Source organism: Streptomyces sp. NPDC042371 (genome assembly GCF_056437465.1).
The window spans coordinates 36,732-50,773 of the sequence record NZ_JBWKAP010000016.1 but is presented as its reverse complement, the minus strand read 5'-3'; the positions used below and the strand labels follow the sequence as shown (position 1 = coordinate 50,773).

The 14,042-nt window shown below is 72.0% G+C and carries 10 protein-coding genes; 1 reads left to right on the top strand and 9 read right to left on the bottom strand.

All coding sequences use genetic code 11. From position 1 onward, the window contains the following. Positions 1–2 precede the first annotated feature (2 nt). From AC068B_RS35230 to AC068B_RS35205, 6 genes are all read right to left on the bottom strand, one after another. Positions 3–3,887, bottom strand: coding sequence for a lipopolysaccharide biosynthesis protein (locus tag AC068B_RS35230; protein WP_478675580.1), 3,885 nt, complete (start codon positions 3,885–3,887; stop codon positions 3–5). After that, entirely contained in the window at positions 3,880–4,683 is an 804-nt protein-coding gene (locus tag AC068B_RS35225) for a polysaccharide deacetylase family protein (protein WP_478675579.1), read from the bottom strand. Before AC068B_RS35225 ends, AC068B_RS35230 begins: the two co-directional genes overlap by 8 nt. Beyond that, on the bottom strand, positions 4,680–5,693 hold the full coding sequence (locus tag AC068B_RS35220) for a glycosyltransferase family 2 protein (protein ID WP_478675578.1): 1,014 nt from the start codon (positions 5,691–5,693) through the stop codon (positions 4,680–4,682). Before AC068B_RS35220 ends, AC068B_RS35225 begins: the two co-directional genes overlap by 4 nt. Beyond that, a complete protein-coding gene (locus tag AC068B_RS35215; protein WP_478675577.1) occupies positions 5,690–6,523 on the bottom strand; it encodes a glycosyltransferase family 2 protein in 834 nt (277 codons plus the stop codon). The genes AC068B_RS35220 and AC068B_RS35215 overlap by 4 nt, the downstream gene beginning before the upstream one ends. Positions 6,524–6,885: 362 nt before the next feature. Then, complete coding sequence (locus tag AC068B_RS35210) at positions 6,886–7,986, bottom strand: GNAT family N-acetyltransferase (protein ID WP_478675576.1); 1,101 nt, start codon at positions 7,984–7,986, stop codon at positions 6,886–6,888. Position 7,987: 1 nt separating this feature from the next. Next, positions 7,988–8,413 carry a hypothetical protein gene (locus AC068B_RS35205; RefSeq protein WP_478675575.1) on the bottom strand — a complete coding sequence of 142 codons (426 nt, stop codon included), beginning with the start codon at positions 8,411–8,413 and terminating at the stop codon, positions 7,988–7,990. A 234-nt stretch (positions 8,414–8,647) separates the two neighbouring features. Between AC068B_RS35205 and AC068B_RS35200 the strand changes: the two genes are divergently transcribed. Next, on the top strand, positions 8,648–9,469 hold the full coding sequence (locus AC068B_RS35200) for an SGNH/GDSL hydrolase family protein (protein WP_478675574.1): 822 nt from the start codon (positions 8,648–8,650) through the stop codon (positions 9,467–9,469). 16 nt (positions 9,470–9,485) lie between these two features. Here AC068B_RS35200 and AC068B_RS35195 read toward each other — a convergent pair whose 3' ends face one another. The 3 genes from AC068B_RS35195 to AC068B_RS35185 are packed head-to-tail and all read right to left on the bottom strand — an operon-like array spanning position 9,486 to position 13,998. Next, a complete protein-coding gene (locus AC068B_RS35195) occupies positions 9,486–11,171 on the bottom strand; it encodes a serine/threonine-protein kinase (protein ID WP_478675573.1) in 1,686 nt (561 codons plus the stop codon). Between the two features lie 44 nt (positions 11,172–11,215). After that, entirely contained in the window at positions 11,216–12,664 is a 1,449-nt protein-coding gene (locus AC068B_RS35190) for a HoxN/HupN/NixA family nickel/cobalt transporter (protein WP_478675572.1), read from the bottom strand. Next, positions 12,661–13,998: a tetratricopeptide repeat protein gene (locus AC068B_RS35185; protein WP_478675571.1), complete on the bottom strand. Its 1,338-nt coding sequence runs from the start codon at positions 13,996–13,998 to the stop codon at positions 12,661–12,663. Before AC068B_RS35185 ends, AC068B_RS35190 begins: the two co-directional genes overlap by 4 nt. Positions 13,999–14,042 lie beyond the last annotated feature (44 nt).

Below are 14,042 nucleotides of genomic sequence, written 5' to 3'. Positions count from 1 at the left end.
GCTCACGCCATCGTCAGGAACCGCTGGATCAGCGAGGCGAGCAGCACCGCGAGCAGCGGCAGCGAGAACCAGAAGCTGCCCTGCAGCCACCGCTGCTGCCGCACGCTCGGCGCCGCGCCGACCCGCACCATCTCGCGCGCCCCGAGCAGCAGGATGAGCGCCACCGCCGCGAGCCCGCCCACGACCGACCACGGCGTCCACGTCACCTTCGGCCCGACGGGCCCCGGATCGGGCTTCGCGGCCCTGCCGTCCGGCTGCCTGGTCAGGGTGTAGATGGTCGCGTCGGCGTTGGTGAAGACCTTCCTGAGGTCCCTGCGGTCGTCCAGGTGGCGGATGATGCGCGGCTCCCACGACGCGGCGTATCCGGCGTCCATCTGCAGATAGGTCGTCTGGCTGCGGTTGATCATCAGATACGAGTGGGGGCCCGCGTCCTTGAGGGACTTCACCAGGCCCGACACCAGGACGGGGTCGGCGGGCGCGAGCGTGGGAACGTACTCCAGCTTCTCCATGTCACGGGCGCCCCACGGAATCGACGGGGTGACGTTGTCGACCGTGTCGTTGCTCATCCAGAGCAGCCGCGCCGTCGGGTCGTCGTGCTCGTACAGGTAGTCCATCGCCGCGACCTCGCCGGGACGGATCCGCTCGAAGGGCTCGTTGCCCCAGCGGGCCACCAGGAAGCCGCCCATCAGGACCAGACCGGCCATCAGCGCGGCCAGCGGCGCGAGGCTCACCCGGTCGCGGTCGCGCTCGTCCCGCGTGATGCCCGCCCGCGGGAACAGCGCAAGACCGGCGAGCAGGGCCGCGCCAGGCAGCGCGAACATGAAGACGCGCAGGGCCATCTCGCCGCCGTACGACTGCATGCCGAAGCCCAGGAACGGCACGAAGGTGAGGACGAGCAGCGAGCGCTCGCTGTACTTGTAGAAGCGCCGTCGCCACCAGCCCCAGCAGGCGAACGCCAGCACGCTGCCCGCCATCGCCACGCGCGCGTACAGCACGAGCTGGTGGGTCGAACTGCCGCCCTCGATGCGCCCGGAGACCGACGAGGACACGTTCCCGCCGACGCCGCCGACCCCGCCGAACAGGTCGTCGAAGTGCCCCGACCAGTACGGTTCGGCGAGGAAGCCGAGCCATACGACGACGAGCACGCCGAACAGGATGGGCAGGCCGCGCAGTTCGCAGCGGCCGACCAGGACGAGCACCGTGAGCACGCCGAGCATCACGAACGGCGTGAGCTGGTGGGCGGGGACCGTCGCGGCGAAGAGGCCGATCAGGACCAGGAGCAGCACGGCCCGCTCCTTGCGGCCGGTCGGCTCGACCTCCACCTCCCCGGGACGCCGCTTGGCCCACAGCATGCGCGGCGCCCGGAACCACACCATCAGCACGGCGACGAAGGCGATGTAGAGCAGGAACGTGAAGCCCTGCGGGGAGAAGTAGTCCTGTCCCACCCAGCCGCTCAGGACGAAGATCCACAGGCCGGCCCACTTGGCGCGCCAGGCCGCCCGCATAGAGCGCACGAGCAGGAACATCGGCGCCAGGTAGAGCAGTTGCATGGCCGTCGGCCACCAGCGGATCACCTCGGTCATGTCCGAGACGCCGCACGCCTTCGCGACGAAGGTGGCCGCGGCGAAGAAGCCGGGCCAGCTCCAGCGCGCGTCCAGATCGGGCACCGCGCTGCCGGTCCGGTCGATGTACTCCATGAAGCCCAGGTGCTGCCAGGCCGTGGCGAACCGCGGCTCGGTCTCGATGACGGCGGGCAGCGCGTGCAGCGACACCACGGTCGCGAGCAGGGTGAGCAGGAGGAGGCTCTTGATCGGCCGGTCCATCCAGAGCAGCGTGGCGAACACGACGGCCAGGAGGGCGGCGCCGATCAGCGTCGGCATGGGCAGCACGGAGATCAGCCCGAGGCCGCCCATCTCGTCCAGGTCCTTCTCGCCGAGGCCGAGGACGGGCAGCCAGTACAGGGCGAGTGCGGTGGCGAGGAGCAGGGCCATGACGAGGATGTGGCGGCGCGGGGCGGGCTCTGCCGGGCCCCGTAGCTCTTCTTGCTCCTCTTGCTCCTCTTGCTCCTCTTGCTCCTCTTGCTTCTCCTGTACTTCCGGCTCCACAGGTTCCAGCAGTTCCGTGGGTGTCGGGGCGGGTGTCGGCGCGTACGTCGGCTTGGCGGGAGCGGGCTCCTCCACCGGTCCGGCCGGGGATCTCAGTGCCCAGGTCGGCCGGTGGTCCATGTCGTCCCCCTCGCTCCGCGCCGCGGGCGTTCCTGAGGCGGGCGTGCCAGGACCCGGCCGCACGTCGGGCCTGCGCTCCTGGTGTTCGAAGTCGAGCTGCACGGCGAGGTGGAGGGTGTCCGAGTCGAGCGACTCGCGCAGCGCCCAGGCGGGCCCGTGGCGCTCCTTGTGCGCCTTGCCCCCGGCTCCGCCCCCGCCCGTCGCCCCGGCGGCCTGCGCCCCCGCCCGCACCTGCTCCGCGGGGGTGTCCGGCGTCCCCAGGTCGGCCAGGTCCCCGTCCGGCGCCGTGTCCTCGGACCTGTCCGAGGGCGCCGCCCGCACCACGCGGTACAGCTTCGGCGCCGCGATGGCCACGATCACGGCGAGGCTGGAGATCTCCGCGATGCCCGCGCCGGTCAGCCCCATCCGCGGCAGCAGGAGCAGTGTGAGACCGAGTACCAGGACGCACAACAGGCCCTGCAGCCAGGCGATCCCTGAGGTCTTGCTCTGGGCGCGCTGCACCGCGAAGTACGTCTCCATGACGACCCGCAGCAGCGCCCCCACCGCGAACCAGCGCAGCAGCGGAGTGGCCGCGTCCGCGTATCCCTGACCGAACATGCGCAGGATCATCGGCGCGGCCAGGAAGAGGATCCCGCACACCGGCAGCATGATCGTCGCCATCCGGCGCAGCGCCGAGCGGGTGTTGGCGGCGAGCAGCGCCGGATCGTGCGCGCCCTCCACGGTCAGCGAGGCGCCCATGTTGATGGCGAGCAGATTGACCGTGCCGCCGATGGTGGTGGTGATGTAGAAGTACGCGTTGTCGACCGAGCTGACCTGCGAGGCGACGAGGACCGGGACGAGATAGACCACGGCGAGCGAGAAGAGCGAGCCGGTGTAGTCCCCGGCGAGGAAGCGGCCGATCTCGCGCAGGGTGGGCGGATGCGCCTTCCCCGCGGTGGCCTTCACGTGCCGTGGCACCAGGCGCCGGAAGACCAGCCAGCCGAGCGGGATCACCGACACGAGGATCGAGGCGACCCAGGACACGAAGACGCCCGCGGTGGGGATCGCCGCGGCCATCGCGATGAGCAGGCCCAGCTTGGCCACCGAGAAGACGGTGTTGCCGACGGGCACCCAGAGCGCGTTGCGCAGCCCGGTCAGGACGCCGTCCTGCAGGGTCAGGACCGACCAGGCCACGACGGCGAGGACGAAGCCGATGCCGTGGACGGGCCCGTGCAGGAAGCGGTACGAGGGTCCCCAGAGGTCGAGCGTGAGCAGGAAGACGAGGGCGGCGAACGCCACCGCCACCGAACTGCCCGCGTACGTACGGAAGATGAACTTGCCCGTGGCGCGGCCCGCGACGGGGATGAACCGCGCGAGGGCGCCGGTCAGCGTCACGGCGGTGAGCCCCGCGAGGAGCTTCATCGCCGCGATCGCCGCCGATCCCTGGCCGACCGCCGACTCCGAGTAGTACCGGGCGGCCGCCAGCCAGAAGCCCACGCCGAGCACGCCGGAGATGCCGGTGTTGAGCATCAGTGCGTACGCGTTGCGGAACAGCGGGCTGTTGCCGCCGCCCCGGCCCGGCAGGCGCATCCTGCGAGGCCTGCCGGACTTGCCGGACGGCGGCTTGCCCGTGCCGTCGGCGGGACCGGAGACGCCGGCCTGGGCCGTGGTCGTGTCAGACACGGGAACGGATTGCCTTCCGGCGGACCTGTCGGGCTCTGCGGATCAGGGCGTACCCCTTGGTGAGGGTGCGGTCCTCGGCGAAGTTGCGGCCGATCGCGCGGCCCGCCACCAGCCGCTCGAACTCCTCGGCACCGGTGCTGCGGCGCACGGTCACCCGCCGCAGTGCGTACGGCCCCTGGGCGCGGCGCGCCAGGCCGTTGCCGACGGCGAGCGCCTGGCGGAAGCCCGTCTCGCGGACCCGCTCGCGCACCCGTCGGCTGGAGTAGCCGTAGGGGTACGCGAAGGACGCGGGCCGGGTGCCCAGCTGGTCGGCGACGATGTCGCGGCAGCGCCGCAGCTCGAACCGGAGCGCGTCGTCGGACAGCTGGTCGAGCTCGGGGTGCGTGTGGCTGTGCCCGCCGATCTCCGCGCCCGCGGCCGCGAGTTCGCGCACCTGGTCCCAGTCGAGCATGCGGTCGAGGGCGCCCCCGGTGTCGTACTCCCCGCGCAGCCAGCCGGTGGAGACGAACAGGGTCGCCGCGAAGCCGTGCTTGGCGAGCACGGGCAGCGCGTACCGGTGCACGCCCTCATAGCCGTCGTCGAAGGTGATCAGGACGGGCCGCTCGGGCAGTGCTTTTTCCCGCGTCCGCCAGACGGCGGCCAGTTGTGCGGTCGTGAGCGGCGTGAACCCCTGCTCGCCGAGCACCTCCATCTGGCGCTCGAAGTCGTCGGGCGACACCGAGAGCCCGTGCGTCGCGGCGCTCGGCACGCGCGCCACCGAGTGGTACATCAGGATCGGCACGGATTCCGTGGTCATGCGGCAGCCCCCTCGCCACCCGCGCTCCTCGCGTCCACCGGAAGCACCGAGAACGCGGTGCCTCCCCTGCGCGCACGGACGGTGCCGAGTACGTACCCCCCGGCCGCGGTGAGCACTCCCGCCACGATGGCACCCGCGCGGCCCGCGCCGCCCGGGCGGCCGAGCGCCGCGTCGCGCAGGCCGCGACCGACCCCGGCGGGCAGCACACGCGTGGTGTACCGCCGCTCGGACTCCAGGCCCTTCGAGGCGCCGACGCTCTGGGCGACGAGCGCCTTGGAGAGGCCTTCCGCGTACGTCCTCGTACGGAAGTAGCGGAACCGCTCCCGTGAGGCGGGCACCCGGTGGTGGATCACTGAGCGGTCGTCGATGAGCAGCACCGCGTCCGGCCGGGCGCGGGAGAGGCGGATGCAGAACTCCGTCTCCTCGCAGCCCAGCGGGCGTTTGTCGCCGTCCCGTCCGATGCCCGTGGCGAAGCCGCCCGCCGCGTCGAAGGCGGTGCGCCGGAACGAGGCGTTCCCGCCGAGGACGTTGCGCACCCTGACCCGGCCCCGGGGGAGCCCCTTGTACGTACAGCCGACGACCCAGTCGAACTCCTCGGGGAACCAGACCGGCCGCCGCCCCGACTCCCAGGCGGGCAGGGTGCGGCCGCCGACGGCGAGGACCCGTGGGTCCTCGAACCCCTCGGCGAAGTGCCGCAGCCAGTCCCGCTCGGCGACGGCGTCGTCGTCGAGGAACGCGATGATGCCGCCGCGGGCCGCGGCGATGCCGGTGTTGCGTCCGGCGGAGAGGCCGCGGGGGCCCGCGTTCGCGAGCACCCGCACGGTGTTGGTCTCGGTGGGCTCCTTGTACTCCCTGGTGAGCCGGTCCAGGAGCGTGGCGTTGTGGTCGACCACGAGGAGGGTTTCCAGGGCCGTCAGTGACTGCGCGCGCACCGAGGAGACCGCCGCGAGGATGTCCTCCCAGCGGTCCTCGGTGTACGCGCAGATGACGACGGAGATGTCCGGACTCAAGACGCCTCTCCCTGCCCGGTGCGCAGGGGCAGCCCTCGCGCGCTCTTGCGCCGTGCCCCGCGCCTGGCGCGGTTGGAGCGCTCGGAGAGGATCACCTTCAGGACGCGGAAGCCGTCCCGGACGGCTCTCAGGTTGCTGGTGCCGTGGATCCGCAGGTACTCGTGGCTCGGGATCTCCTGGACCTTCAGCCCCGCCTTGACGACCCGGATGTTCATCAGGGTCTCGACCTCGAAGCCGGTGCAGTCGAGCTCGATCTTGTCGAGGCAGTGCCGCCAGAAGGCGTTGTAGCCGTAGCACAGGTCGGTGTAGCGGGCCCCGAACTTGGTGTTCACGACGGAGCACAGGACGTGGTTGCCGAGCTTGCGGATCGGCGTCATGTCGTCCGTGCCGCCGCCGTTGGCGAAACGGGAGCCCTTGGCGAAGTCCGCGCCCGAGACGAGGGCGGAGACGTAGGAGACGATCTCGTGGCCGTCGGCCGAGCCGTCGGCGTCGACCATCACGATGATGTCGCCCGTGCACGCGGCGAAGCCGGTGATCAGGGCGTCGCCCTTGCCCTTGCCGAGCTGGCGGACGACCTTCACGTCCGGCCACAGGTCACGGGCCACGGCCACCGTGTCGTCGGTGGAGTTTCCGTCCACGAGGACGACCTCATGGATCCAGTCGGGAAGTGTCTTGAAGACGTACGGAAGGTTCTCCGCTTCGTTCATCGCGGGTATGACCACACTCACCGGCGGTGTGATCGCCAAGTGAGTGGAGATCGGACGGTAGTTCCTGGCGATCTCTTTCAGCGGGTCTTGTCCGGCATTTGCCGGGCGCACAGACGAAGTCATGAGTCCGGTGGTCCCTCTCGTCCGGTGGACCGCCCGCCCCCGGGCGGTCCGTCAATTGATCCGGTTCGAAAGGGGGGTTCACACTTGAGCATGACGAAATAGATCTCCGTGCATGCCGAGTGAGCTGGCATAACGCGGGACGTGACTCGGTCGAAGAGCGGTCACCGAGCACGGCACCCCCCTACCGCGCCCCGCACCGGCACCGTCGCGATCTTGAGCCCTCCCCTAGATCGCATTGCGTGATGGACCGTTGCGGGTGGATGTGAAACGGTATTGATGATTGAGACTGTATGGCAAGACCTGGAACGTGGTCCCACGTTTCACATGATTTGAGTAATCTATTCGGTCATATTCGGACTGCCTTATTCCCGGCTTCTAGATCGAATTCGACCCATGCTCTTGAGCATTTTGTCGGCAGGTTCGAAGAATTCCGGTCGTGATTGCACGGTGTTCCGCAACGCCCTGACCGGGATCCGCCTCGCCAGGTGTCCGAACGCCACCGGGTGGCGGAGCGCCACCCACCCCTCCGACACGGTGAGTTCGCGTGTCTTGAGGGAGTCCTTGTATGCCTTCTGGCCACGGCCGAGGTCGAGCTGGACGATGCCGTCGGCCGCGGCGGCCTCGGCCATGCGCAGATGCAGGACCAGACCGGGCGAGTACTTCGCGAACGCCGGGTCGTACGCGGGGAACCAGCAGGCGAGGATCCGCTCGGAGCGCAGTCCGAAGTGCGCGGCGATCGGCGCGTCCCCGGCGTAGAGGACCGAGAGGATCCCGGCGAACGAGTCGGAGCGGGTGTGGAAGAGCCGCCGCACCAGGTGCGCGATCCACGCATGTGCGAAGCGGTCGCTGCGGCCCGTCCTGCGGTACTGCGCGGACTTCCAGCCCATCAGGGTGGCGAGAACCTTGGGGTCGCGTTCGTCGTGGACGTAGCGGACCGGCCCGTGGTCGCGGCCGAGTCTGCGCTCCTTGGCCAGTGTGGTCCGGGTGAACTTCGGTGACTGGGCCCGGAGTTGGCCGAGATAGACCTCGTAGCCCTGGTCGACGTCCATGACGGGGGACGGGAAGGTGCCCGAGGCGCTCGCCTCGAACGGTGCCTGTCCGCCCACCAGGTGGTCGAACTCCCACACCGAGAGACCACAGGCCCGCAGCAGCTCCCTCGCGTCCCAGTCGAAGCCCGGCCGGTGGACAAGGCCCTGGCAGTCCGAGACGCCGAGCCCGACGGCCCTGCCGACTCCGGCGACGGACCTCTGGAAGGGCAGGAACGCGGCCTGCTCGCGCTCTTCGCGCACGACGGCGATCCGCACCCCGCGCCGCTCGTGACCGATCGCGAGTGCGAACTCGGGGGAGAGGAAGGGGTTGGCGAGCGAGGGTGAGCCGTCGAGGTGCGCCTTGGACTGCAGTGCGGTCCACGCCGCCCGGTCGGCCGCGGTGAGTTCGCCGGGGCGGTGCACGGTGATGTTCACGTCAGGAGGTCCACCTTCTCGCCGCTCGGCGGCGAAGCTGCCGTCCCGCTGTGAGCAGGAGGATGAGCGCGCTGAGCACGGCGACCGCCACGACACCGCCGCGCACCGACCACACGTGCAGCGCCAGCATGCTCTGCGCGACCAGCAGATTGACCGCGAGGGCGCCGGATGCGGAAGCCACGGCCCGGCCCCACGGCGTGAGCGCGCGCAGCGCGGCGCCGATCGCGGCGCCCGGCGCGGCGAGCAGGAAGAACAGGGTGAACGGGCCGCGCAGCGGTGAGCTCAGATCGATCAGCGCGAGCATCGCGCCGACGGCGCCCACGGCGACGGCCGCCCCGGCGAGCAGCGGCAGCAGGTCCTTGTCGGGGGCCTGTCCGGTCTGTTGCCCCGTGTCTGATGACGGTGCCTTGCTCCAGATGGTCTGCATTGGCGACTTTGCCCCCCGACGCGCCGGATGCCGGGCTTCAATGTCGCGCAGTCCCCGGCGGCCCGTCAAGATGCGGAGGGAGTGTGCAGATGTTCCCCGCCACACCCCTCCGGGATAGGTGAACTCCCCACGTGGGAAAGGGGATTGTTGAGGAATTCATTGACATGGACACTATCGGCGGCTGGGGGTGCGTGCTACCACAGTCGAGGCAGAAATCCTGCTAAGGGAGGTTCCATGAAATTGTCCCGAATCACGGCATACATGTCCTCGCTCCTCCTTGCGTCCGCCTTCGCGCTCACCGGCGCCGCAGCGGCTCACGCAGACCAGTCGGCCGAACAATCGGCCGCAGCCACCGGCTACGTGGCCCTCGGCGACTCCTACTCCTCGGGCGTCGGCTCCGGCAGCTACGACAGCGGCAGCGGCGACTGCAAGCGCAGCACCCGCGCCTACCCCGCTCTGTGGGCGGCCGCGCATTCACCCTCCAGCTTCAACTTCACGGCTTGCTCGGGCGCTCGTACGGGTGATGTTCTGGCGAAGCAGCTGGGCCCGCTCGGCAGCGGCACCGGGCTCGTCTCGATCTCCATCGGCGGCAACGACGCGGGCTTCGCCGACGTCATGACCACCTGCGTGCTGCAGTCCGAGAGCAACTGCATCGCCCGCATCAACCAGGCCCGCCAGTACGTCGACTCCACGCTCCCCGGCAACCTCGACAAGGTCTACGACGCGATCAGCGCAAAGGCACCCGCCGCCCGCGTGGTGGTGCTCGGCTACCCCCGCTTCTACAAGCTGGGCGGCAGCTGCCTCGCCGGACTCTCCGAGCGTGAGCGGACCGCCATCAACGACGCATCCGACTACCTCAACACGGCCACCGCCAAGCGGGCCGCCGACCACGGCTTCGCGTACGGCAACGTCGCGTCCGCCTTCGCCGGGCACGAGATCTGCTCGGGCAGCCCCTGGCTGCACAGCGTGAACTGGACCAACATCGGCGAGTCCTACCACCCCACCGCCGCCGGTCAGTCCGGTGGCTACCTCCCCGTGTTCACCGCGGCGGCCTGACCCCCGCCCGCCTCGGCTACCCGTTCGGTGTGTAGGAGGCCCCGCCCGTCGGGGTCTCCTGCGCGCACCACACCGCGTACGCGACCGAGTTCGACGTCGCCGCCACGGGCTTGCGCACCTCGACGTGGATCGAGTTCTGATACGTCCCGCCGCCCTGGTCGTAGGCGGTCTCCACGTGATTGACCTGGCGGGTCTTGCCGCCGCCGGAGGAGAAGGACAGCGTCTTCCAGCCGGGGTCGCCCGGCTCGCCCGACGCCGTGACCCAGCGGTACTCGACGGTGGCGGGCACCCGCCCCACCGTGAACGTCGCCGTGAACGACGGTGCCTGACCGGCCGTCGGCGGACACACTCCCTCGTACTGCGTGTGGGCGCCCACGACGTGCGCCTGCACGCTCTGGGCGGGCGGCTTGGTGGTGCCTCCGCTGCCGCCGTTCCCCCCGCTGCCGCCGTTGCCTCCACTGCCGCCGCCCGTGGTGCCCCCGTTGTCCTTCCCGTCCGTGGAGCCGGACGAGCCGCTGGAGCCGCCGGACCCGTTGCCCGAACCCCCCGACGAACTGCCGCCCCCGTCCTTGCCGCCGGACGAGCCGTTCGACCCGCCGGTCCCCGAACCGCTGCCGTTGCTGTCGCCGCCCTTGCCGTCGTCGCCCCGGCCGACCAGGGCGTACGTGACCCCGCCCACGGCGAGCAGCAGCGCGACGATCCCCGCCACCAGGGCGATCACCGCACGGCGGTCCCGGCGCGGCGCGGCCGTCGAGGTGCCGACGACGGTCGCGGGTCCGGACGGCGGGGGAAGGGGGAGGGCGCCGGGCGGTGTCGGCTCGGAAGGCGGGCGCTCGGCCGTGGTCGTCGGCATGTAGGGCAGCGCCGTGGTGGCGCTCGGGGTGCCGCCCGCCGCCACGGTCCGCAGATCGCGCTCGGCGTCGGCGGCGGACATCCGCTCGTCCGGATCCTTGCGCAGCAGCCCCTCGATGACCGGCGTGAGCGGCCCGGCGGCCGTGGCGGGCGGCAGATCCTCGTCCACCACCGCGCGCAGGGTGCTCAGCGGAGTTTCCTGGCGGAACGGTGAGCTGCCCTCCACCGCGGCGTACAGCAGCACGCCGAGCGACCACAGGTCGGACGCGGGACCCGGCCGGTGTCCCAACGCCCGCTCCGGGGCGAGGAATTCGGGCGACCCGACCACCTCGCCGGTCATCGTCAGCGCCGAACTCCCCTCGACCAGCGCGATCCCGAAGTCCGTCAGGACGACGCGGCCGTCGTTCGCGATCAGTACGTTGCCCGGCTTGACGTCGCGGTGCAGGACCCCGGCGTCGTGGGCGGCGCGCAGGGCGCCGAGGATCTCGGCGCCGATGCGGGCGGTCCGCTGCGGGGTCAGGGCCCCCTCCGCCTCCAGCACGTCGGACAGGGAGAGGCCGCGCACCAGCTCCATGACGATCCAGGGGCGGCCGCTCTCGCTCGCGACGTCGTAGACCGTGACGACGTTGCGGTGCGGGATGCGGGCGGCGGCCCACGCCTCCCGTTCGAGCCTGGCGTAGAGCCGCTCGACCTCGTCCGCTGGGAGCCCGGCGGGGGCGCGCACTTCCTTGACGGCCACCTCGCGGCCGAGCACCTCGTCACGGGCCCGCCACACGGTGCCCATGCCGCCTTCGCCCAACGGGGCCAGCAGGCGGTACCGCCCGGCGATCACGCGCTCTGGCTGGCTCACGGGGCGCCCCCATCCGCAGCGGTGCGATTCTCCACAAAAGTAGCTCAACCGAGCGCTGTTGCGGCCCCTTTGAACACCAATCCACACCCAAGAGCGAGAACCACGCAGGCCGAGCCGAGCGGCAGGAACCGTCCGGTGCCCCGACGCACCCACTCCGGCCCCAGGCGCCGCCCCGCGAACGAACCCACGCGCACGACGAGGAACCCGGCGGCCGTCAGCGTCGCGGCGAGCCCCGCCCCGTACGCCACCACGAGCAGCAGCCCGAACCACGCCTCCCCGAGCGCCGCGGCGCCGACCAGCACCACGACGGCGGAGGGACTGGGCACCAGCCCACCGGCGAAACCGAGGAAGAGCGCGCCGCGCAGGCTGCTCCCGCGTGCATGTCCGTGCGTGTGACCGTGATCGTGGGTGTGCTCGTGGGCGTGGCCGTGATCGTGCGTGTGCCCGTGACCTGCCAGGCGCCGTCGCAGCCACGCCCTGCGGATGAGCAGCACGCCCGCGCCCGTGACGAGCAGCCCGCTCGCCACGCCGAGCCAGGCGACCACCGAAGGGGCCGCTGCGGAGCCCCCGCTCACCAGCAGCCCGAGGGCGAGCACGCCCAGGGTGTGGGTGACCGTCACCGATGCGGCGAGCGGCAGCACGTCGCGTACGGAAGCACGGCCGCGGGCGGCCGCGGTGGCGGCCATCAGCGTCTTGCCGTGCCCCGGGGCGAGCGCGTGCAGGGCGCCCAGGAGCAGGGCGGTGCCGAGGGCCAGCGCGGCGAACGCAGGGGTGAGGGGATGGCGGCCGACGAGGCCGGTGAGGGCCTGCGCCCACCGGTCGGCGCCACGAGGCAGCACGGCAGCGACCCCGTCCTCGTCCGCGGGGCGGTCGGCCGTGAGGGCGGGGCCGCCCGGCGTGATCCGCAGCGACGCGGACGCGGTGTCCGGCGGGTCGGAGAGCAGCCGCTTCGGGTACCGGGTGAGCCGCTGCGACACGGACTTCTCCGGCACGTCGGAGCGGGCGAGGGTCATCCGGTCGCCGCGGGCGGTGATCTCCCGCCAGCCGGTGCGGTCCTGCACGCTGCCGCGGAACTGGACGGTCACGCCGTCCTTCCGGGGCAGGGGAGCGGTGAAGGAGCACTCCACGCGGAGGGTGTCGAGCCCCGCCTGGCCCGGCCGCACCCTGGCCCGCGCGCTGCCCACGGTCAGTTCGGCGGACCGGCCCGCCACGGTGACGCGGGCGTCGTCGGCGGCTTCCCTGCAGCGCTGCCGGGCCCAGCGGGCGCGGCCCTCCTCACGGATGCGGGGGGCCGCCTGGGCGGCGGGGATCTCGGCGAGGTCCTCCACGTGGCCGACCGTCAGCCGCCCCGGCTCGGCGACGAGTCCGTCGTACCGGCTGATGGTGAAGTTGCCCAGGGGATGGGCGTGCGCGGTGCCGCCGAGGGCGCCCAGCGCGATGACCACTCCCAGCACCACGCCGCCCCAGAGCCCCCGCAGCCCCCAGCGCCTCACGAGGTATCACCCCCGAGCGACCGCAGCGCTTCCCGTGCCTCGCGCGAACCCACCGGCGAGAAGCCGGGGTTCAGCCGCAGGGCGGACGCCAGTGACTTCCGCGCCGCCTTCTTGTCGCCCACGGCCCGTTCGATCATTCCGCGGTGGAAGAGGAACGACGCCTCCCGGAACCCGGTGGCCGTGGCACGCCGCGCGTAACGCAGTGCCTCCTCGTCCCGCCCGTTCACATGCAGCGCCCACCCGAGCGCGTCCGCGGTGTGGACGGTCCTGCGCCGCTCCCACTCGGCACGAGCCGCCCGGAGCGCGACCTTCTTGTCTCCGTGGTCGGCCGAGGCGAGTGCCGTGTCCAGATCGGGGTCGACCCCGTTCGCACGGGCCAGCTCGGCCCACACGTCCACGAGGCGGTACTGCTCACGGGCCCGCGCCTTGTCGCCCCGCGCCTCGTACAGTTCGCCGAGCGCGAGCACGGGACCCGGCAGCGGCTGCCGTCCGACGACCTCGCGCAGTCCGGCGATCGCCGCGGCGGTCCTGCCCCGCGCGGCCTGCGCGCGGGCCCGGCACTCCAGGGCGGGGAGGTAGGTGGCGTCCGCCCGCAGCGCGGCCCCGCAGTGGCGCAGCGCGGCCTTGTAGTCGCCCTGGCGCCAGGCCAGTTGGCCGAGCGCGGTCGACACGTACGCGATGTCGCCGGGCACGGTCGAATCGTCGAGCGCCCGCTCCAGGACGCGCCGCGCGGTCGCGGTGTCGCCGCGCAGCTCCCGTACGTACGCGTACCGCGTGAAGACGGGGACGCCGGGCCGCCGCGAGTCCGCCTCGTCGGCCGCGCGGGCCGCTGCGTCGTAGCGCCCGAGTTCGACGAGGGCGTCGATGCGGCTGGCCAGGGCCCGTTCGCCGTACGGGTTCTCGGCGAGGGCGTCCGTGGCGTACCGCAGGGCGCCGTGGAAGTCGTGCCGGGCGGCGGCGACGGCGGCGCGCCCCGCGAGCGCCGCGTCGTAGCCGGGGCGCAGCTCCAGTGAGCGGTCCAGGGCGCGGTCGGCGGCGCGGTAGAGGGCGGGGTCGCCGCGGGTGCGGGCCTGTTCGACGTAGGCCGTGCCGAGCGTGGCCCAGGACCTGAAGTCCTTGGGCCGGTCGCGCAGCCCGGACCGGAGCGCTTCCACGCCCCGGTCCAGATCGCCGCCGCGCAGACCGTCGAGCGGCGCGGCGGGCCCGACGGCGACGGGCGTCGACCGCCCCGCCGCCCGGTCGCCGTCGCCGCCGCTGATGACGACGGCACCCGAGGTGAGCACGAGGGCGAGCGCGACGACGGCCACGGCGCTTCGTACGGAGGTGCGTGCCATGAACAAGACCAATCGTTCGAGAAGGAGAACGGAGAAGAAGGGAC

What these genes read in the sequence shown, in the direction of transcription:
- AC068B_RS35185 (WP_478675571.1), bottom strand. Translation starts at nt 13,998, where the DNA reads ATGGCACGCACCTCCGTACGAAGCGCCGTGGCCGTCGTCGCGCTCGCC.
- AC068B_RS35225 (WP_478675579.1), bottom strand. Translation starts at nt 4,683, where the DNA reads ATGACCACGGAATCCGTGCCGATCCTGATGTACCACTCGGTGGCGCGC.
- AC068B_RS35205 (WP_478675575.1), bottom strand. Translation starts at nt 8,413, where the DNA reads ATGCAGACCATCTGGAGCAAGGCACCGTCATCAGACACGGGGCAACAG.
- AC068B_RS35215 (WP_478675577.1), bottom strand. Translation starts at nt 6,523, where the DNA reads ATGACTTCGTCTGTGCGCCCGGCAAATGCCGGACAAGACCCGCTGAAA.
- AC068B_RS35200 (WP_478675574.1), top strand. Translation starts at nt 8,648, where the DNA reads ATGAAATTGTCCCGAATCACGGCATACATGTCCTCGCTCCTCCTTGCG.